Below are 20099 nucleotides of genomic sequence, written 5' to 3'. Positions count from 1 at the left end.
GTCCAACGAGGAGTTTAAAGTTATTTGGAGAGGTTGGCAAGTGGTTTTTTAATTTTCATTTAATTTATGTAGGGCCCTCCGGGCCCTACATAAATTAAATGCCAATCCTTACATTATTAGTTTGCCATAAACACGTAGGGAAAGGTGGAATAAACAATAGGATTAAAAATAAATAAGAATTATATTTGGTTATATTTCATTGTATTTTATGCTTTATGGAGTATTAAAGAGCTGTGGTTAATTCAGTATTTAAATTTAATGAATCCAATTTTTGCAGCCATAGTAACAGCTATCATAAAAATAACTATTTGGATAATTCCTGTTTTCCTGTTAGTTGTCATCTTGGAAAGAAAAGATCCAATTTCATATTTGGGGTTGAAATCCAACTTACAAAAAGGCTTGAATTGGGCAATATGGATAACGCTTGCAATGGCTTTATACTTTATCATTTCAGGTATAGCAATGGATTTAAAGTTTAGTTTAAATTTAGGATGGGATTTTTGGCTTAATACTTTTATTTTTGTCGGGCTGGCTGAGGAAATTGTCTTTAGGGGATTCATACTTAGAAATTTAATGGCAGGGTGGAAATTCTGGAAAGCAAACACTGTTACGTCTTTACTGTTTGTATCAATACATTTTCCTATTTGGATTTATGATGGTCTTTTTGAATTTCCTTATATTATGGTTGCGATAGTTCAGGTATTTATTATAAGCATCAGCTTTGGATTTATTTATAAAAAAACAGGCTCCCTTTGGTCAGTAATTATTATACATTCGATGTATGATTTGTTAGTGTCAGTGTTCAACTAAAGGGCGCGAAACTGGAATAAGAACTGGGCTCCATCCTTGGATTGTTGGGCATTTTGCAGTTAAGGGAGAGAACAATATGGAAGCAGTATATTTTGCGGGTGGATGTTTATGGGGAGTACAAGCTTTTATAAAAACTTTACCTGGAGTTAAGTTTACAGAAGCGGGAAGAGCTAATGGAACAAGTCATACACTTGAGGGTGCTTATGATGGGTACGCCGAATGTGTAAAAACAGGATTTGATCCGACGGTTGTAACAATCAGGGAATTAATGGGATATTTATTTGAAATCATTGATCCATACAGTTTGAACAAACAAGGGCAGGATGTTGGCGAGAAATACAGAACAGGATTATATAGTGAAAAGCCAGAACACTTAAAAGAGGCGAAGGCATTTCTGGGCGAGAGAAATGATTATGAGCTTATAGTTGTTGAAGTATTACCTCTTACAAACTATGTGAGAAGTGCAGAAGAACATCAAGATAGGTTAGCTAGATGTCCGAATGATTATTGTCATATTCCAGAAAAAATATTAAGTAGATATAAGTAAAGAAGAATATTAAAAGATGGTTTATAGACTCTATAGTTCTAAGAAGTGCTTTACTATTATAATAAGGAGAACAGAATCGTTTAATCATTTTCAACAATCTGGCCTTTAATTCAATAAGTATTTATTATAACTCAGGCTTTATATACAAGATTTTAAGCATAACTTGAGTATAAAGCCTTGATTTATATTCAAAAAACATACTGCTGTAAATAACATTTTTTAATTGCCATATACAATCTATTGCTCCTGTTTTCATCAGATGCTCCCTCATAAACATTACTTTGCGGTCTACAGCAGCAACCCTGTGATCATCCCTAATTGAGCAGGATAGTATGAAGAAGATTGGAGGATTGTCAATGAAAATAGATGAGGAAATTTCGATTTTAGAATACAGTCCCGATTGGAAGAACTGGTTTGAAGAAGAAATAATTTCTCTAAAACCGATTTTTGGACCAAACACTACGTTTGAGCACTTTGGCAGCACGTCAGTACCTGGACTCACTGCCAAGCCTATTGTTGATATATTGATAGGACTGCATGGAACATTGGAGATCACTGTTAGCCAAAAAAAGGAGTTAGAACAACTTGGATATGAATGTCTTGGAACAGCTGGTGTTCAAGGAAGGATTTATTGTCGAAAGCGTGGCATACGCTCGTTCAACCTCGCAGTAACTCAATTAAATTCGATGTTATGGAATGACAATTTAAAGCTAAGAGATTATTTGCGTAGCCACCCTGATGAGGCCGAACTTTATGCTCAACATAAATTGGACGCATATCACCAAGGATATCGAAAATTATTAGCATATTCGGATTACAAATCTGATTTTATTGCTCAACTTCTCAAACGTGCAAAAGGCTTCACGAGGTAATTAGTAAAGGACTGTTCCAGAATCGGGCGCGTTTCTCTAAGAAATACGTCTGTTTTCATTTAAGGGACAGATTGTCAAAGTTTACTGGCTAAAAGATATTTAGAGGTTAATTTTTTTAAAAAAGACTAAAAAGGCAGGATCATCTAACCTGCTTGTTGAAAATTAGAAATAACTTATCATGGAGGATGTCAATATGCAAAAAGTGGTTCCTGCATTCCGCATTACTGATTATAAAAAGAGTAAGGCGTTTTACGTAGAAGGAATGGGATTTCAAATTGATTGGGAGCATCGGTTTGAACCTAATTTTCCTGTTTTTGTTCAGATCACTAAGGACGAAATGACTATTTATTTAACTGAACATACTGGAGACTGCGAAACGGGTGGGTTAATTCACTTATTTGTTCCCAATGTTGATAAATGGTACTACGAATTAAAGAGTAAAAAAGATATCCGTATTACGGAACCTCCAAATGAGGATCTTGAAGGACTTCGTATGATGACAGTCGTAGATCCTGATGGAAATCAATTACGCATATGTACTCGTTTATAAACAATCTTTTAATACTAATTTAAAGGGTTTGATCTCCAGCAATAGGGCTCATTCGCGGAATAAGCCTTGCGCATATTGTTGATTCATCGGGCGCTATTCCCTAATAAGGAGAAGCACCCATCTTGCATATTAGGGCCATTTTGTTGAACAAGAAATGAATTGGTACTAAGCATATCAAGGTGGTTTTACACGATAAAATATATTGCTTAGGGAACGTACGTTTGCTAGAATAAAGTAAACGACAGAGGGTGAGTTTAATGAGCAATTTAGTGCTTCGGAATGTGGATGAGGATGACCTTCCTATTTTTTTTAAGCATCAACGGGACAGTGAGGCAAACCAAATGGCCGCCTTTACAAGTAAGGACCCTAATGATTGGAATAGCTTCGCTGAACACTGGAACAAAATACTTACGAATAAGAATATTATTAAGCAAACTATCATTGTTGAGAACACCGTAGTTGGCCATATTGTACACTTCGAGCAGTCCGGAAAACCAGAAGTAACCTATTGGATTGGAAAGGAATACTGGGGTAAGGGAATCGCAACCAACGCTTTACAAGAATTTCTAAAACAGGTTTCAATTCGTCCACTTTATGCTCGCGCTGCAAAAGACAATACTGGATCCATAAAGGTTTTAAAAAGATGTGGGTTCATGATTTCGGGTGAAGATAGCGGGTATGCAAACGCGCGTGGTAAGGATGTTGAAGAGTTTATTCTCACCCTTAACTAAAGAAATTCAAACTATAGTGTTTATTGTGTTTATTCCTTTATAGGGCGCAGTTGTTGAATAAGCATTGCGCCGTTAAAGGGCCATTTAATGGAGTAAGCCCTCCAGTCAGTGAATTAACAATAGTATAATGTTGACATAAATTAGCGAAAGGTGTGATGTCTTATGGCATATAAACTAAACCACGTTAACACAGAAGGTTTTGTCATTAGAAAAAAATCTATTCTAAGGAGATGTCATATTGAAAACGGAAGAAATCAAACTTCACTCAGAGACAGAACGATTGGTATTAAGACCGTTACAGAACCAGGATTATGAACGTTGGCTGGAGGGCTTTCGTGACAGATTTCCTTCACAGTATAAATATGACGACGACAAAATGGACTTAAGTGGATGGACGCAAAAGAAGTTCAATGATGTAGTTGCAAAGCATCAAAGACTAGCCGATCAGGATGAAGCATACGTTTTGGGCATCTTTCGGAAGTCGGATCAAAAACACGTTGGTAAGGTCGAATTTTGCACGATTATGAGAGACGAGTTTCAGTGGGGACTTTTGGGGTATACCATTCACAATCAATACTGGCGCAAAGGTTACGGGAAAGAAGCAGTAAAAGAAGGGCTTAATATCGCTTTCGAAAATCTCCACTTCCATCGCATTGAGGCTCATATAAACGTTGATAATAAGCCTTCTATCAAATTAGCAGAGAGTGTAGGAATGGAATTTGAATGCGTCAGGAAAGGGTTTATATTTGAGTTTGAAGAGTGGACCGATAACCTGGTGTATTATAAAAATTCAATATAAAATATATACCGCAATCGGGCGCAAATCTGGAATAACATTTGCCTTCACATTTTGGTTCATCAGAAAGGATTTGTCGTTGTTAACATAGAACTTTTCAATATTGGAGGAGCTTCTCAAAATGAAGGATCAAATCGATGAACTTACATTACTACTTTTGTATTTAACCTCGTTTAAAGAGGGGCGGGGATTAGAAGAATTTCGAAGAAGTTGGAAAGGATACCCGTTTGAGTCATTGGATGAACTCAACGAAAGTAACTATATTTTTGGGAGTAAGCGTGCAAAATCTGTACATTTAACAGATGACGGTATCAAAAAGGCTCAGGCGTTAATGAAAAAATATCATATTGAAATGGATCAAGAATAAATCTTCCACTCCAACTGTTGCGGATTATATTTCGATTGTTGAATAAGGCTTGCCTAAGTAGACCATACTGAAATTAAATTAATTGATTCATAGTATGGGAGCGTGAAAGGCATGTTGTTATCGGAAGTATGGGAAAAATATCAAGCTGATAAAAGAATTGAAGGGTATTCTCCGCTTACATTGAAAATGTATGGTTTTCAATGTGATTTGCTGGGACGTTATTTCGGCAATATCGGGATAGATGAGTTTACAACAGAAAACTTGAAACAATACCTTGGTGAAGCCGCAGAACATTTAAAACCGTCTAGTCTGGGTCATCGTGTGCGTTTTATTAGGTCATTGTTTAAATGGACACATGAAGAAGGTTTAATTTTAAAAAATCCAGCGGCAAAATTAAAAGAGCCCAAGTTAGGTATGCGAATTCCAAAGTTTCTTACAGAACGTGAAATTGAGCATCTTCGAGAAGGATGTCATACATCGATGGAAAATGCTTTATTTGAATTTTTTTATTCGACTGGCTGTCGTATCGGGGAGGTTGCGAAATTAAATCGTGATGATATTAATTTTGCTGGGAATTCAGTAATCGTCCATGGGAAAGGCGATAAGGAAAGAGAGGTTTACTTTAATATCCGTTGTGGTATTTGGTTGAACCGGTATTTAGATGAACGTGACGATGATGAGCTCTGTTTGTTTGTCACAGAGCGTAGACCCAGAAGGCGCATGAGTGTAGATACCTTGAGACATACTGTTAAACGCATTTCACACCGTGCTGGAATCAAAAAAATGATTCATCCACATCAATTACGTCACAGTTATGCTACACACATGGTAGACAATGGTGCACCTCTTGAAGTGATTCAAAGTCTTCTTGGCCATGAGAAGAGTGAAACAACTAAGATTTATGCTCATCTCAGTGGGAAACTGAGGCATGATTTTTATTGCAAATATTTTTGAACCGGGTGCGAGTGCGTGATAAATGTAATACCTTGGGGTGAAATTAATCGTGAAAAAAGCTCAGGAACAGTGGAATCAAATTCCGGAATGGGCAAGAGAAAAAATCATCCATAATGTGTTTTGCGTGTCCTGTGTCGGGACGACAACGGTAACAGATTATAAAATTGAGATGGCAGGATTCCGAGATGATATTGTACTCCGTGGTAAATGTCAGAAATGCGGCCATGAAGTGGCTCGTTACATCGAGAGAGAATAGATTATTGATGTTGCTGACATTTCTTGAATAGTTGAGCACAGTCTTGCTGAAACGGGCGCATTTCTGGAACAAAGACTTGCGCCCTGTATTGCAGAATTGGGCCAGGTTGTTGAAAATCGTAAGAAAAAACGAAATAGCAATCTGGAAGAAGCGAATAAAAGCAGCAGATGGTATAGTAAAGATAAAAATAAGGAGGTAGCTTGTTTGGAAATGACTAGGGGAGAATTCAAAGGTGGAAATAACATTGCTCTAAAGATTCCTAAATTCAAGTACAGCGAGTTATAAGGAAGTGATAAAGTTGCCATATTTGGGCTTCATGTCTGAATCACATGCCTTTCAGTTTGGCGATGCCACACTGTGGTTGGATTGTATGGACAATTATTCTCAACAAGATGTATGGCTGGAGATTCAGACAGACAATGTGAAGATAGCAGCAGAGTATTTACATGAGAATCACATTAATAGAAGAGACGAAGTGGAGGTACACGAGCACTCAGAGGGTTACTGGATTTCGGATCCCTGTGGAACGATCCTCAGAGTCAATCCACGAAAATAGGAATTAAACAAACCCAGCATGCAAGTTATTCCTGAAACGGGCGCAGTTGTTGAATATGCATTGTGCCCGAATTGGGCCATATTGTTTAATAAAACAATAACTTTATTGTCACTAATCTTTTGCGATATTTGGGTGAAATTAAAAACAAACAACTGTTTTGAAACTACCCAATTTTTTAACGGAAGAATACGTCTTACAGATATTAAAAGCAAATAAGTTTATTTGTGTTAAACATTATCGCAAAAAAAGCTGATCATGAGGTCAGCTTTTTTGTAAATATCCTTTTAACAAAGGTCCCACAAATAAACCTGGAAGTATACTCAATATTGGAAGCCAGATAGGTCCCAATAATTGGCTGAACAGTGTTAGTTTTGATGAATAGATCGTTCCCACAGTCACGAAATAAGCTGAAAAAACAAATGGTAAAAAGAAATAAGGTCCCTTCCCTCCACCTGCACCTTTAAAGGCATCATACATCGCAAAAAAGTACAAACAAGGATAGAACATAAGCCATTGATGGTTAGCTTGTTCAATGGCCATTTTAATGTTTCCATGAAAACTCAAAATAATAACATCGTTAAAATTCCCCAGTACATTGACCAAGAATTCCAATAAAAGCAGTATCAGCCCTTTGATATATGCCCTATTTAATAGTTGACCAAATCCCGGTAATGCGATGCTCCAAAATAGGACTTCAACCGCTTTCAAATACTAACTTTTCCCTTGATATTTATCCGTGATCGATCTAAAAGGTTATTTTGTGCATTCGTAGTAATAGGAACATAACGCATAATGTCACCTTCTTATTTATTTTTCCATTTTAAGTTCATCCTTTTTGTTTGTTCTTCGCTAATTTTTTAGAATCCTTTAATCCAGGCGGTTGTTCCAGCCAATTATGTTTAATCATGATGTCTGCTCCGCTTTTGGCAAGCCGAGCAACTTCAAATGATAATCGCTCATAATTAATCATCAAATCACTTCGTTGGCTTGCAGATGCTGCAGTAGAATAATTCCCCATTCCCGCAGATACAAGCAAATCCATGTGAAACATCACTAATTTATCTGAAAAAGTCTGAGTTGTGGAGTCACTTAAATATACATTCGTCTGTGCAGATTCAATATTATCTTTCATAAGTGTATCTGCAAAAATTTTCAAATGCTTTTTTGAGATGTCTTTTCCACGAAGCATGAAATCTTGTACATCTTTTGATGGTGATGTTTGAGCAAATGCAAGGCATAAGTGCATTCCTATTGAATTTGTTAGGACGTTCTGATACAAATGAGAAATCTCAACAGCATTTAATGGACGTTTATCACTGAAAGGGTTTAAGCCACTTAAATACTTTTTACTGTCAACATAGTCTGTTTCTTTGGGAACGTCAATATACGGGTGTCTGGAAACTATCCCCTTGGAAAGACCAGTTTCGAGTGATTGTTTATAAAGATTACTGGTTTTATTTAACGCCTGTACAAAGTAGTTACATACATCATCACGGTAACTCAACGAAACAAAACCGCCGTATATTAACATTCCCGCCTTCGCCATATGATTCACATACACCAAACAAAATATGTCTGAAAAAAGCCACGGTGCGTTCATATTCACATCTTGTTCGGTAAACCCATTTGGAATGGTGAATTGTTCATTTTCAAAAATAGCTGTTAATGTGTCCAAATGGTTAGACGAAAGATCATAGGCATGCTGTACAACAGATTTTGTATCTGCATCTTGAATATGCTCCAGCATAAAACCCAAAATACATTTCGACATGCTGTCATTCATATACCCAGTCCAAAGAGAACCAATTTCTGCGGATGTTAGGGGGATATTCCTTTCATTCACTTCATTCATTATGCAACCTCCTTGAGAACATGTCAGGATAAGTTTAGTATTCACATTAATACGGATTTTATAATGAATTACAGGTATGAAGAAACGATTTGAAGAGTGAGGGGCACTATTAAAACGAAATAGGGTATTTTTGCACGTCCCCCCGAAATGGTAGAATAAGCCTGTAACTCTTGATTGGCTTGAGTTTCAGACAAGTCTTTCAAAATGTGTACTTTTTGAAATATGCTGTTAACCATACTTTTTCCGTTTCATAAAAACAACATAAATTGTTTTGAAACATGGCGAATAACCTCAAAAGTTTTGACACAGACAAATTACCTTCTTAATCTCCTTTTTCGGGGCGTTGTGCAAAAATACCCATATAGTGTTGATTTTTTAGTGTATTAATCGTATAATACATGACAGATGTGTATTATGCGGTTAATACACTATTATTATAGCGTATTTGTAACAAAATAAAGTGATTAAGGGGAATAAGAATGAAACCAACAATGACCACGCATCGAATAAATGTCCTTGATTTAATTCGAGGATTTGCCCTGATTGGACTTCCGTTTGTTAATGTGCTGGCTCTTTGGGACAGCGTTAATTTATCTGGTACACAAGGAGATATCTGGATTCAGCGTTTCCTGTATATCTTTGTTGAAGGGCGTTTTTATGCAATATTTTCCTTCCTGTTCGGAATAGGATTTTGGATTTTTTATCACGGGCACAGGGAAAAACCAATCATCCATATGTCCTTTTTATTCGGCGCATGCTGATCTTATTTGTAGCTGGTATACTGCACCATTTAATTAATCCTGGTGAAGTACTGTTGTTTTACGCGATTTTCGGAATGATTGTTTTATTGTTTTACAAGGCTCCTAAACAGATTAACCTTATCTTAGGAATAGCAGGCATTATTGTCGGAAGTTTTATTGGAGCAAAGACGCTTTTACCATTGCCCCTTATGATGCTTGGTCTGGCGTTCGGGCAATATCGTGTATTTGAAACTTTGTGGGAGAACAAAAAGAAATGGTTGGGCGTCGCTATTTTTTCATTTATTGCAACAAGTGTGATAACAGTTTTCTTGTGGCAGAAGGCGCCTGATGCCGGATTATTGTCATATATGGAAGGGTTTGACTATGATATAACCGAAACGCAAGCAGAAGCAAATCGTGCTTTTTATGATTTTATAGATTTGTCCATGGTTTTTGCACCAGTTTTCTCTATTTTCTACATTAGCATTCTCGTTTTGCTGGAGCCTGTAGCAGGGAAATGGTTGTCTCCGTTACATTCATTTGGACGAATGGCATTGACAAATTATATTGGTCAGTCGGTTATATTGGTTAGCCTGTTGGCATTTATTCCAGCAGATACAATCGTTTCATACAAGTCAGCGACAATTGTTTGTTTAATAGTTGTGGGCGTGCAGATCATTGTTTCATCACTATGGCTTAAATTTTTCAATTATGGACCGTTAGAATGGCTATGGCGATGCGGAACTTATGGGGACTGGGTTCCAATACGGCGGAAATAGAGGTTGCAAGAACAAGGTGGATAGCAACAACACACAGAAACGTACGTTAAGTTTTTTCAATAAGTGGTGTTAAGCAAACGGTCGCCTATCTGGAATAAGGGCGACCTTTCACCTTCTTTTAAATGTGGGGCAGATGTGGAACTCTTTCTAGTGTTATTATAAAGATTATAAACTAAACAAAAAGTACAGTTTAATCACTGGACTTATGGTTAGATAATTCTGAAGAGATTGGTTTTTCGATGAATTTTTGAAAACCATAGTTCAAAAGAGCGAGTGAACAAGTTTTGATAAAAAGTGCTGTAGAGGTCATTCTTTTTAATTTATAATGACCAATTTTTTGGAAAAGTGCATTTAGGGGATAGGCATAAAGAAGATCCATAATTAAATTACATAATGCGTATAAAGAGAATTTTCCATAAGTGAAATGAAACACCCATAAATTAATTGTAAAAAATGGTCCAAATATAAATGCTAAATCATCAAATACTCTGTACTTTATCCCTCCTTTAACATCCCACCATTTGAAAATTAGGTTTAGAAGTGATTGTATTAAAAAAATACAAGAGCAAAATAATGTAACTGGTAAATATTTTTTAAAGGAGAGTTTTGGAAGGAATGATAATACAATAGCCCATAAAACAATTGCATTTACTATCCTAAAAAAGTTTGCCATTAAGTTCACCCTTCTGAGCTTTTATCTTAGGATGTGACACTTCATCGATGTTATTCAATTGTTTCCTTTTTGGTATGTTATTATATATTCAACTAATGGTTGTGCTTGCTTAAGAACCTCGATTTGACTATGCCGCAAACGGGCGCGATTGTTGAGCAACACAGGCAGAAAATAATCAAATATTTTATAAACCAATAGTAAAAGAGTGGTACATATTGTATATGTACAATATCATTTCCCCTATAAAATAAACATGTACAAGTTTATTCGCAAATATAGTTTTATGATAGATATCCCATTGTTCAATTGATTTTAATATCTTAAAAATCGGTTGTTGGTTCTGTGGACTTTTGGATATGGGTGTTAGGCATTCCGTGTATTATTATCTTTTTTGTATTTTGTGCAAATGTTGATTAGCGAGACCCCGTTAAATATAGTTGGATCATTAAATCCCCTTAGATATAATTGTCTAGAGGGATTTTTGTCCAAGGCAACGTATCAATCTTTCGCAAACCGGCCCATTATGTTGAATAAATCTTGCATCAATGTCCCACGGGGCAAGCGTTCTACCCCGGCTACCTCTGCAATGGTCAACCAGAAATAATAAGAGCTGATTGAACATATATTACGAATGGACACGAAACTGGCGAAGGGACTGGGCACATTCTTGTATAGTTGGGACATTTTGCTGTATATGGGGGAGAGAACAATATGGAATTAGTATATTTTGCAGGTGGATGTTTATGGGGAGTACAAGCTTTTATAAAAACTTTACCTGGAGTTAAGTTTACAGAGGCGGGAAGAGCTAATGGAACAAGTCATACAATTGAGGGTGATTATGATGGGTATGCCGAATGTGTCAAAACAGGATTTGATCCGACGGTTGTAACAATCAGGGAATTAATGGCGTATTTATTTGAAATCATTGATCCATACAGTTTGAATAAACAAGGACAGGATGTTGGCGAAAAATACAGAACAGGAATATATAGTGAAAAGTATGAACACTTAAAAGAAGCGGAGGCGTTTCTTAGTGAGAGAAATGATTATGACCTTATAGTTGTTGAAGTATTACCTCTTACAAACTATGTGAGAAGTGCAGAAGAACATCAAGATAGGTTAGCTAGATGTCCGAATGATTATTGTCATATTCCGGAAGAAACATTAAGTAGATATAAATAAGGAAGAACATTAAAAGGGAACAGAATCGGTAAATTACTTTCAACAATTCAAACGGGCGTAAATCGGGAATAGGTAATAGCGACTAAATTAGACAAAGAAGCAATCAAATTTACTAGGGTAAAATTAATAAGAATAATAAAAACTTTAGACTCGGAAGGCTTAATTCTCATATACAGTGGCCTTATATAGGTTTCGCAACCTTTTTGGAGAATAAGGATTTACATAAATGGGATAAAGCTGCTTGCCGGTGAACCTAATGATTCTTGTAAAGTATTCTCGGTGATGGGGGATATAATAGTTTCCCGTCTGATGATTTACAACTTCGGAAGCACTATAGGGTTAAAGTCCAGTATTTGTTTTTCCCAACCCTCGACTTGAGAGCTTAGAAATCCTTCAAAACACGAGAGTTTCTATTTTTTTAAAAAAGGTCTTCTATTTTATAAGAGTTTATGATATTCTTTATATTCCGATTGTCAACCAATATTATTATATGTTGACAATATAAAAAAGACCTGCGGTAAGATGTCAAGTAGAAAACAAATAAATATTTAGTTATCAAGGTGCGAATTGCTTAAAAAAGGCAATAGGAAACTAGACCAGTAAATAAATGGCAATTACTGGAAACCAATTCAAAGGATGTAGAAGCTATTTATGCTTCATATATCGACGCTCCTCTTGGCGCGTAGATTTGGTTTTTGCGTAGTAGCGCATCAACCAAACGCACTAATTTTCTTGCGGTTAGGGCGAGTGCTCTTTTATGTTGGTGTTTCGGTACTTCCCTATACTTTTTCGTGTAATAGGCGCTGTATTCGGGAACTCGCCTTCTTATCGAGTTGGCGGCTTCAACCAGATAATATCTCAAGTATTGATTCCCGTTTCGCGACAAGGAAGTGTCCTCTGCTGTAAATCGACCTGACTGTTTCTTACGCCAGTACAAACCAGTATATTTGGCAATTTTGGTTTCATCTTTAAAACGCTCAATTTGGCCAATTTCTGCAATGATGCCAGCCGTAAATACCGGGCCCAAACCGGGAACGGTTTGAAGGGTCTGCTGTAATCCGGCCATAATGCGTGTAATGGATTTGTCAATTTCCTTGACCTGCCTTTGAAACGTCTGAATGACTGTAATGGACGTAGCCAGGATGGTATCAATTGAGTCTTCCATCACCTTGTCCAGGCGGTAGGAAGAACGAACAGCTTTTTGAATGGATTTAGCCACTTGTTCTGGGTCTTCAAAACGATTTTTACCCTTGAAGCGAAGATAAGCGGCTAATTCTTCCAGTTCCATTTGTGCCAGCTCTTCCAGGCCGTATTGTTCAAGAAACAGATCCATCATGGCTTTACCAAAGACAGATGACTCAACTTCTTCGGTAAATGTGTTGCACTTGAAACTAAGGTGTTGTAGAAATCGTTGCTTTTCCTGCGTAACCTGCCGCACCAGCTGATATCTGGAGCGCGTTAATTGTTGCAGGGCAACGTACTGCTCCTCTTTCACAATGGACATGGGCAAACGACCGAAACGAAGGTAGTCAGCGATGATAAACGCATCAATCTCATCGGTCTTGTCCATGTCGCTATAGCTTTTTTTTGAAATTGGCAATCTGCTTGGGGTTCATAACGAATACCTTCGCCCCCAGACCACGCATAAATTCATCATTGTGTAAAAACATAGATGGATGAAAGCTGTAAACACTGGTGGATTCAAGCCCGATTCGCAGCACATCAACCGATTGACCTTTGGCTGTATCAAGAATAATGTCTCTAAGCCGTGTTGCACCCGGAAGGTCATTCTCAATAGTGAAGGAATTAAGTTTCTCTCCTTCGCCATCTAAAAAACAAACTTTGATATCAAATGAACTCACATCTAATCCGACAAATAATTTCATGGGGTATTCCTCCCTTCAATTTAGAATCATTGGAACTTGTTTCTTGGACGCTCTGAGATATCCCTAGTGTGGACGCTGATCAGCAGCCTCGTGTATGAGTACTAACCTTGTATCGAAAGCCGCCCCAGAGCTACTACCATCTGGGTTCGAACATCAAGGTGTACAGCCTGCGTGTATGAAGATCGACACGTACACTGGGAAACAGTCTTTCTAATGTGGAAAGCCACAAGGAGTGAAAGAATTGTCCCAAATGATCCTAAGACCATTATCTAGGAATATCTTAGAGCGTCCAAGTTATTGATTTCTTAAAGCAGTTTTTTCTAGTAATTTATAGGCTGAATAGAACGCCTAAATATAATATACGAGGGGTGATGATTATGAAAAAAACAAATTGGTCGGCACTTAGTATTACTACAGCCAGCGTGTTCGTGGCGATGACGGCAATTGGTGCAAATATCACATCAATTGCACCATTTATGGTTGTTGGTGGTGTACCGATAACGTTACAGACATTTTTTGCGGTGCTGGCAGGTATAGTGCTGGGCAGCAGACTTGGAGCATTTTCCATGTTTGTTTACATGATGCTGGGGCTTGTAGGAGCGCCGATATTTGCACAGTTCAAAGGTGGAACTGCAGTCCTATTTTCGCCAACGTTTGGTTTCATTTTGTCTTTTATTATAGTAGCTTATGTTGCTGGGAAACTGGTTGAAAAGAAGCGGAGTCTGCCAATGTACATAACTGCAGCACTGATTGGTATGGCAATTAATTATGTTTTTGGGACTAACTGGATGTATGCGGCGTATCTTTTCTGGTTTGATGCGCCGGAAGGTTTCACATACGGACTGGCGTGGGCATGGATGATGGTGCCATTACCGAAAGATATTATTCTTTCAATTGGTGCAGGACTTTTCGCGTTTAGGCTCAGAAAATCAGGTATCGGGGTTCAGCGTTTTCAAAAAGAGGATGCAGCGTAGATTTCAGGAAGGAGATGCATACATGGAATACAGTAAACTGGCAAAAGGTGTTTTGGCCGGATATCAACTGACAGATGAAGAGGCAATTGGCATGCTGAAATGCCCTGATGAGGATATTTTGCAATTGTTAAACGGTGCATATCAGATTCGTAAACATTATTATGGAAACAAAGTGAAACTGAACATGATTATTAATACGAAATCCGGAAACTGTTCGGAAAACTGCGGTTATTGCGCACAGTCAAGAGATTCTAGTGCATCAATTGAAAAGTATCGGATGCTGGACAAGAATTCGATTATAAAAGGTGCAGAGAAGGCACAGCAGATGCGCTCCGGTACTTACTGTATTGTGGCGAGCGGCAAAGGACCGACTGATCGGGAATTGAATCATGTAGCTGAGGCAGTCGAAGAAATCAAAACCAAATACAATCTGAAAATCTGTGCTTGTCTTGGCATATTGAAACCTGAACAGGCTAATAGGCTTAAAACTGCCGGTGTCAGCCGGTACAATCATAATATCAATACTTCAGAAAATCATCATGATGCGATCACGACAAGTCATACGTACCAGGATCGGGTTCGTACTGTGAATGAGGCAAAACGGGCGGGTATGTCACCATGTTCCGGTGTTATTGTTGGAATGAAGGAAACAAAGGAGGACGTCGTGCAAATGGCCATGGCATTAAAAGAATTGGATGCAGATTCTATACCAGTAAATTTCCTGCATGCAATTGATGGAACCATGCTGGAAGGCACCGATGAACTAAGTCCGATATATTGTTTGAAGGTGCTTGCCATGTTTCGCTATGTTAATCCGACAAAAGAGATACGTATTTCGGGTGGCAGAGAGATTAATTTAAAAAGTCTTCAGCCACTAGGTTTGTATGCAGCGAATTCAATTTTTATCGGTGATTATTTGACAACTCTTGGCCAGGAAGATACGAAAGACCATCAGATGCTTCGTGACCTTGGTTTTGAACCAGATTTTGTATATGATGAAGCGAATGTTTTAGATGAAGAGATTGCTGCGAAAACTGCGAAGTTTTTATCACCAAACAAAAATTAGCATATCGGTGCCCCTCTCGTGATAACCTAATGTTTTTGGACTGATCGTCTTTGTTAGGCTTTAAATTAAATTAATATATCTAGAAGTCTTGACTCTCGTTGGCAAGAAAGAGGATTATTCAAAAGTTTTTTTAAATTTGTACAAATTATCATTGTTGTGCTATACTAAATGCGGAAATTAAAATAAACACTACTAGGGGTGCCCAAAAAACGTGGGCTGAGAGGAAAGGCGTTAGAAACTTTCCGACTCTTACGGACCTGATCTGGTTAATACCAGCGTAGGGAAGTAGTCTGACATGACAATGTTTCAAAATCAGAGCTATTTCAAGCTAGGTCCAATTATTGGATCTGGCTTTTTTCATTTTCCCCTTGTAGGAATGAAAGGAGCATGAAATGAACCGCACACGCCTACTGGCAACTATGGCCGTCTTTGTCGCTATCGGATTACTAGGGTCACAGTTCATATGGTTTCCGGCAGGTGTTGCAAAAGCTTATCCTGCGCAACACACCTTGAATGTAATATTGGTTGGTTTATCGTAGCAAAAAAGAAGGAATTACAATACAACCAATACCAACGGCGTTAACAATTTCTGGCACGGATCCAACAGGAGGAGCAGGAATTCAGGCCGATTTAAAAATACTTCAAGAGCTAAAAAACTATGGAATGTCTGTGATTACATCAGTTGTTGCTCAAAACACAACTGGCGTCAGGGATGTTCACCATATGCCAGTTTCCATGATTGAGGTTCAACTTGATTCAATTATTGAAGTTAACGAAGGAATAACAATATGGAAAAAATTATTTTTATAGAACTGGTACCGGTCTTGATGTACATGGCCAAGATGTTAATGTGGCGGCATCTCGGGCTGTAAAGGATGCCATTCATTATAATTCAATGCCCAGTATTCGCAGTATGCTACCCGATGGCGATTTAAACAATATGAAGGTCAATGTTAAGCTTGCGATTCCCCAACACTTGGAACAATAGGAACCCGATAAAATCAAAGAGTTGATTCCATATGGTCAGGTCACGATTGAAGTTGTAACAGGCGGTATGGCAACGACAAGTGACATTTTCCTAGAAGGTCAGCGAGATAAAAAGATTTTATGTATATAGTGAATGCTGCAGTGGAAGTAGGCTACTAAGTAGACAACTTTCAATAAATTTAAGGAGGACATAGCAATGCGTTTTTCGGAATCTTTGAAAGCTGAAACTAAACAAAGCTGGACGTACAGTATGAATCATCGGTTTGTTCAGGGTATTGTCAAAGGTGACTTACCATTGGAAACATTTAAAAATTATATTATGCAAGATATCTATTATTTGAAGCATTATGGAAAAATCCATGCATTTGCAGCTGCTCATGCGAATGATTTTGGCCAAGCTGCATCTTTAGCCAAAAAAGCCCAAAACACGGCTGAAGCAGAAATTACTGTTCATAAGGGACACGCCAGAATTCTCAATATCACAGATGACGATATAAACCACTTTAAGCCGGCACCAACGGCTTATGCCTATACATCTCACATGTATCGGGCCGCATTATCCGGCAGTTTGGCGCAAATAGTTGCATCGATGCTTCCATGCTACTGGTTATACGCCGACATTGGTCTGGAAAATCAGGATGCTAAACCCGAGGTGGAGATTTATTACAATTGGATTCAGATGTATGCAAGTAACTGGTTCCAAGAATCTACTCGTGAAATGATTGACTTACTAGATGATCTAGCAGCTAAAGCGAGCAAGACAGAAAAAGAGAAAATTAAGGCTCAGTTTGTGACGGCCAAAGAATATGAACTTGCCTTCTGGGAAATGGCCTATACATTTGAAACGTGGCCTTCGGAACAGAAACAAGCAACAAATATATAACTTTCAATTAATCATATAATGAATAGTCACCAACCTATTAATAGGCTGGTTGCTTATTAGACGCCGTCCAACTCTCTTCCATAAATGTCTTTTTGTTAAAAGGGTATTTATTCCAATTACTTAATGATACGATAAATTATATTACGGTATTTTAAGGGGTGACAATTTGAAAGAAATATGGGGCTTTTTAAACAGTGGTTTTCATGATGCGGCAACGAATATGGCCATTGATGAAACATTATTAAACTGGCATAGTGAGGGGAAAATTCCACCGGTCATTCGCTTTTACGGTTGGGATAAACCGAGCCTTTCTAAAGTCGGCAAAGAAGCGTTAAAGTCCCAAAGTGCAAATCTTAAGACAGTAACGAAAGATAAACTTGACCATCTCAAAAATGTGGGGATGGAAAAATCAAATCAGGCCTTTCAAAATTTGAAGTCTTCCACATCGAATCTATTGCAAAAAAATCATGATGAAGAAGATTATGTCAATGAAGACGAGGAACAAGATGAAAGCAATGAAGATAGCGAAGAGACAGAAATGGGAGAACACAAGGGAGATTATCAAAAAATAAAAGAAGAGAATGATGTGTTGCAAGATCGGCTGCATCATCTTGAGGAGAAATTAGACAAAATTCTTGAGATCAACGATGATAGCGATGATGAAAGTAAAGCCACAGGAGAAGATCCAGAAGATGATTCCGAAGCGGATACAGATAAAGAAGCGAAATCAAAAAAAGATGGATCTAAAAAGAATGCAAATAAAAAAAATAATAATGGGGAGCAAAGTTCCAAGAAAAGCGATTCAGAAAAGTCACGAAAGAAAAAAACACAAAAAAAGGGAAAAGCGGATGAGGATGAAGAAGATACAGGGTTATCAAGCGATGATGATACCTCTGCTTCTGCATAGAAGTAATTGGTGAAAGGAGAGAGGACAATGAGTGAAGCCGTCGTAAAAGATAATATACTGGAAACTTTTGTAAAAGCAGCAAACAATCATGGCTTTGAGTTAGACATTTCCCTGCTCGTTAACGGAGCCATTGTCACAGGAACCATGATTTCTGCGAAAGATTACTTTGAGAATTTAAGTGAATCGTTTGCAGATGGCAATGAAGTAGCACAAGAACTTGGTGAGAAGCTCAGTAAGACAAGTGAGTCAGCTGATTCCAACAGCGAAGGGGAGGCACATTTTATCCACTTAAAGAAGACAAAGATCTATTGTGGTGATGCCAAGCCAACTCCGTCTAAAGGCGATATCCTTTGGCGAGGAAAACTAAGCGAAGTAGACAGTTTCTTTTTAGGAAAGATCTCTGAACCGAAAAACAGCAGCAATAACAAAAAATCATGACGGATAATTGGGAGATATGTAGAGGTTAGGCAGTAACATTATAATGTCTAACCTCTTTAATACCAATCTTTTAACGACAGTAAAACTTCCGCTTCAAGTTTGGAGAAATCAAAATAAATTAGCAGGAGGCAACTGCATGACAAAGTTCGTTTCAGTTCAGTCCTGCACCATGCAGATCACAAAGTCATTGTTTATAAAGTAAAAGTAATCGATAACAATCGTGGTAGGATTTCATATCCGATTCTTCTGGGTCTGTTCTTTTCGTGTTTTTAGAGTGCTTTTGAATGCTGAGCACGCGTTTATAACGATTGGGCAGCTTTTTGTACGTTGCTATTCTCCATATAAATTCCATGGGGCCGATCTTAAAAAATTGAAACCAAATGATGCTGTATATCATTTGGATCATTAAAACTACGATGGCAATGTTCATTAATGTTGTTTGATGTACATCGCCTTTTAAATGGAATAGACTACTAGCTGTTAAGATGAGGGCCGTTTGAACGAGATAGTTAGTAAACGCCATTCTTCCAACATATTTAAGAGGTGTTAATAACTTTTGTATCGTATTATGCTGGAGCAAGAGCGTTAAAGTAGACACATAGAACGCACTTACAAACGGAGCGGCGATGGCACCGGCTAAATTGATTTGACCATTTTTTTCCGCCATGAAGTATTGAATGAAAAGTACTGCCGGCAAGAAACAGAGGGAAGCAATTTGTACGATACGATATGTTGTAATGTTTTCAAAAACCTTCCACTGCCCCACGCATAAACCGAGCAGGAACATAGGCAAGATCATCATGTAGCTTCCACCGAAAGATACAGCAAGGATTTGGAGTGTGACAGCGATAGTAAAGTTTACTTTTGGTTTCAGCTTATAAAAAGGGATAAGGGTGAACCCAAATATCGCATAGGGAAGCAATGCTTCTCCCGGTTGGAAGTACTGATGGATTAATCCGAAAATAAATAGTACGATCAATCGTCGTATAAAAAGGGTCACACCATGATCGCCCCGATTTATGGCTTGTGTCACAAAAATATAGAAGCCAACCCCAAATAAAAAAGAAACAATAATAAAAAATCGTTCATATATGGCATAACTTAAAATTTGGCTCCAAAAAAAGTTGGATTGAAGGGAGGAGGGTAATATAATGGTACTAACATTCGCGAATATTATGCCAAACAAAGCAAACCCACGCAAGTAATCCAGAGTATCGTATGTGTCAAGTTTTTCTCGACGCTGCTTTCATACCAATATTTCAGGCACTATCATTTTGTACACTTTATTCGGGC

At 37.8% G+C, this 20099-nt stretch carries 22 protein-coding genes, 4 pseudogenes and 1 riboswitch; of the genes and pseudogenes, 21 read left to right on the top strand and 5 right to left on the bottom strand.

The annotated features are described in order from the left end of the window. Nucleotides 1–258 precede the first annotated feature (258 nt). The 10 genes from WMZ97_RS21265 (at nt 259) to WMZ97_RS21220 (ending at nt 6439) form a co-directional block, all read left to right on the top strand. Nucleotides 259–810: a CPBP family intramembrane glutamic endopeptidase gene (locus WMZ97_RS21265; RefSeq protein WP_343274085.1), complete on the top strand. Its 552-nt coding sequence runs from the start codon at nt 259–261 to the stop codon at nt 808–810. Between the two features lie 76 nt (nt 811–886). Continuing rightward, nucleotides 887–1357, top strand: coding sequence for a peptide-methionine (S)-S-oxide reductase (locus WMZ97_RS21260; protein WP_343274084.1), 471 nt, complete (start codon nt 887–889; stop codon nt 1355–1357). A 356-nt stretch (nt 1358–1713) separates the two neighbouring features. Continuing rightward, the gene (locus tag WMZ97_RS21255; RefSeq protein ID WP_165767932.1) at nt 1714–2229 is read left to right on the top strand and encodes a GrpB family protein; all 516 of its coding nucleotides are present in this window, start codon (nt 1714–1716) and stop codon (nt 2227–2229) included. Nucleotides 2230–2422: 193 nt separating this feature from the next. Further along, nucleotides 2423–2779 (top strand): glyoxalase superfamily protein, encoded by a 357-nt coding sequence (locus WMZ97_RS21250; protein ID WP_343274083.1) that lies wholly within the window; start codon nt 2423–2425, stop codon nt 2777–2779. A 257-nt stretch (nt 2780–3036) separates the two neighbouring features. Next, nucleotides 3037–3510 (top strand): GNAT family N-acetyltransferase, encoded by a 474-nt coding sequence (locus WMZ97_RS21245; RefSeq protein ID WP_036578618.1) that lies wholly within the window; start codon nt 3037–3039, stop codon nt 3508–3510. 238 nt (nt 3511–3748) lie between these two features. Beyond that, nucleotides 3749–4309, top strand: coding sequence for a GNAT family N-acetyltransferase (locus WMZ97_RS21240; RefSeq protein ID WP_343274082.1), 561 nt, complete (start codon nt 3749–3751; stop codon nt 4307–4309). 118 nt (nt 4310–4427) lie between these two features. Then, complete coding sequence (locus WMZ97_RS21235; protein WP_343274081.1) at nt 4428–4673, top strand: DUF6429 family protein; 246 nt, start codon at nt 4428–4430, stop codon at nt 4671–4673. Nucleotides 4674–4784: 111 nt separating this feature from the next. Beyond that, nucleotides 4785–5627, top strand: a complete 843-nt coding sequence (locus tag WMZ97_RS21230; RefSeq protein WP_343274080.1) for a tyrosine-type recombinase/integrase — start codon at nt 4785–4787, stop codon at nt 5625–5627. Between the two features lie 49 nt (nt 5628–5676). Further along, on the top strand, nt 5677–5883 hold the full coding sequence (locus WMZ97_RS21225) for a hypothetical protein (protein WP_343274079.1): 207 nt from the start codon (nt 5677–5679) through the stop codon (nt 5881–5883). Nucleotides 5884–6181: 298 nt separating this feature from the next. Then, complete coding sequence (locus WMZ97_RS21220; protein ID WP_343274078.1) at nt 6182–6439, top strand: hypothetical protein; 258 nt, start codon at nt 6182–6184, stop codon at nt 6437–6439. 261 nt (nt 6440–6700) lie between these two features. Here the strand turns inward: WMZ97_RS21220 and WMZ97_RS21215 are convergent, their stop codons facing one another. Both WMZ97_RS21215 and WMZ97_RS21210 read right to left on the bottom strand, forming a co-directional pair. Continuing rightward, nucleotides 6701–7147 carry a hypothetical protein gene (locus WMZ97_RS21215; RefSeq protein WP_036578623.1) on the bottom strand — a complete coding sequence of 149 codons (447 nt, stop codon included), beginning with the start codon at nt 7145–7147 and terminating at the stop codon, nt 6701–6703. A gap of 118 nt (nt 7148–7265) precedes the next feature. After that, nucleotides 7266–8282, bottom strand: a complete 1017-nt coding sequence (locus tag WMZ97_RS21210) for a DUF3231 family protein (RefSeq protein WP_343274086.1) — start codon at nt 8280–8282, stop codon at nt 7266–7268. Nucleotides 8283–8770: 488 nt separating this feature from the next. On the opposite strand from WMZ97_RS21210, the gene WMZ97_RS21205 reads away from it, so the two are divergent. Together WMZ97_RS21205 and WMZ97_RS21200 are read left to right on the top strand one after the other, a co-directional pair. Further along, entirely contained in the window at nt 8771–9052 is a 282-nt protein-coding gene (locus tag WMZ97_RS21205) for a DUF418 domain-containing protein (protein ID WP_343274077.1), read from the top strand. Then, the gene (locus WMZ97_RS21200) at nt 8983–9810 is read left to right on the top strand and encodes a DUF418 domain-containing protein (protein WP_343274076.1); all 828 of its coding nucleotides are present in this window, start codon (nt 8983–8985) and stop codon (nt 9808–9810) included. Before WMZ97_RS21205 ends, WMZ97_RS21200 begins: the two co-directional genes overlap by 70 nt. A gap of 190 nt (nt 9811–10000) precedes the next feature. Here the strand turns inward: WMZ97_RS21200 and WMZ97_RS21195 are convergent, their stop codons facing one another. After that, complete coding sequence (locus WMZ97_RS21195) at nt 10001–10483, bottom strand: hypothetical protein (protein ID WP_119578407.1); 483 nt, start codon at nt 10481–10483, stop codon at nt 10001–10003. 711 nt (nt 10484–11194) lie between these two features. Between WMZ97_RS21195 and WMZ97_RS21190 the strand changes: the two genes are divergently transcribed. Then, the gene (locus tag WMZ97_RS21190) at nt 11195–11665 is read left to right on the top strand and encodes a peptide-methionine (S)-S-oxide reductase (RefSeq protein WP_343274075.1); all 471 of its coding nucleotides are present in this window, start codon (nt 11195–11197) and stop codon (nt 11663–11665) included. Nucleotides 11666–12314: 649 nt separating this feature from the next. On the opposite strand, the pseudogene WMZ97_RS21185 reads toward WMZ97_RS21190, so the two are convergent. Then, a pseudogene (locus tag WMZ97_RS21185) lies at nt 12315–13551 on the bottom strand (IS110 family transposase). A 377-nt stretch (nt 13552–13928) separates the two neighbouring features. Here WMZ97_RS21185 and WMZ97_RS21180 point away from each other — a divergent pair. The 8 genes and pseudogenes from WMZ97_RS21180 (at nt 13929) to gvpU (ending at nt 18806) form a co-directional block, all read left to right on the top strand. Then, nucleotides 13929–14525 carry a biotin transporter BioY gene (locus WMZ97_RS21180; protein ID WP_343274074.1) on the top strand — a complete coding sequence of 199 codons (597 nt, stop codon included), beginning with the start codon at nt 13929–13931 and terminating at the stop codon, nt 14523–14525. 22 nt (nt 14526–14547) lie between these two features. Then, the gene (gene bioB / locus WMZ97_RS21175) at nt 14548–15591 is read left to right on the top strand and encodes a biotin synthase BioB (RefSeq protein WP_343274073.1); all 1044 of its coding nucleotides are present in this window, start codon (nt 14548–14550) and stop codon (nt 15589–15591) included. Nucleotides 15592–15775: 184 nt separating this feature from the next. Next, nucleotides 15776–15892: riboswitch (TPP riboswitch) on the top strand. A gap of 91 nt (nt 15893–15983) precedes the next feature. Then, nucleotides 15984–16112 (top strand): annotated as a pseudogene (locus tag WMZ97_RS21170) (energy coupling factor transporter S component ThiW); the annotation flags it as partial. A gap of 37 nt (nt 16113–16149) precedes the next feature. Continuing rightward, nucleotides 16150–16359 (top strand): annotated as a pseudogene (locus WMZ97_RS21165) (bifunctional hydroxymethylpyrimidine kinase/phosphomethylpyrimidine kinase); the annotation flags it as partial. A 20-nt stretch (nt 16360–16379) separates the two neighbouring features. Continuing rightward, nucleotides 16380–16737 (top strand): annotated as a pseudogene (locus WMZ97_RS21160) (Lin0512 family protein). A 37-nt stretch (nt 16738–16774) separates the two neighbouring features. Then, complete coding sequence (gene tenA, locus WMZ97_RS21155; RefSeq protein WP_343274072.1) at nt 16775–17461, top strand: thiaminase II; 687 nt, start codon at nt 16775–16777, stop codon at nt 17459–17461. Nucleotides 17462–17681: 220 nt separating this feature from the next. Continuing rightward, nucleotides 17682–18368 (top strand): hypothetical protein, encoded by a 687-nt coding sequence (locus WMZ97_RS21150; RefSeq protein ID WP_343274071.1) that lies wholly within the window; start codon nt 17682–17684, stop codon nt 18366–18368. 27 nt (nt 18369–18395) lie between these two features. Beyond that, nucleotides 18396–18806, top strand: a complete 411-nt coding sequence (gene gvpU, locus WMZ97_RS21145; RefSeq protein WP_343274070.1) for a gas vesicle accessory protein GvpU — start codon at nt 18396–18398, stop codon at nt 18804–18806. A gap of 184 nt (nt 18807–18990) precedes the next feature. Here gvpU and WMZ97_RS21140 read toward each other — a convergent pair whose 3' ends face one another. Continuing rightward, nucleotides 18991–19728 carry a DUF418 domain-containing protein gene (locus WMZ97_RS21140; protein WP_343274069.1) on the bottom strand — a complete coding sequence of 246 codons (738 nt, stop codon included), beginning with the start codon at nt 19726–19728 and terminating at the stop codon, nt 18991–18993. Nucleotides 19729–20099: the final 371 nt, after the last annotated feature.

Origin of the sequence: Lentibacillus songyuanensis (assembly GCF_039548255.1) — a bacterium.
Taxonomy (GTDB): Bacteria; Bacillota; Bacilli; order Bacillales; family Amphibacillaceae; genus Lentibacillus_C; species Lentibacillus_C songyuanensis.
This window is presented reverse-complemented; position numbering and strand designations above follow the sequence as displayed.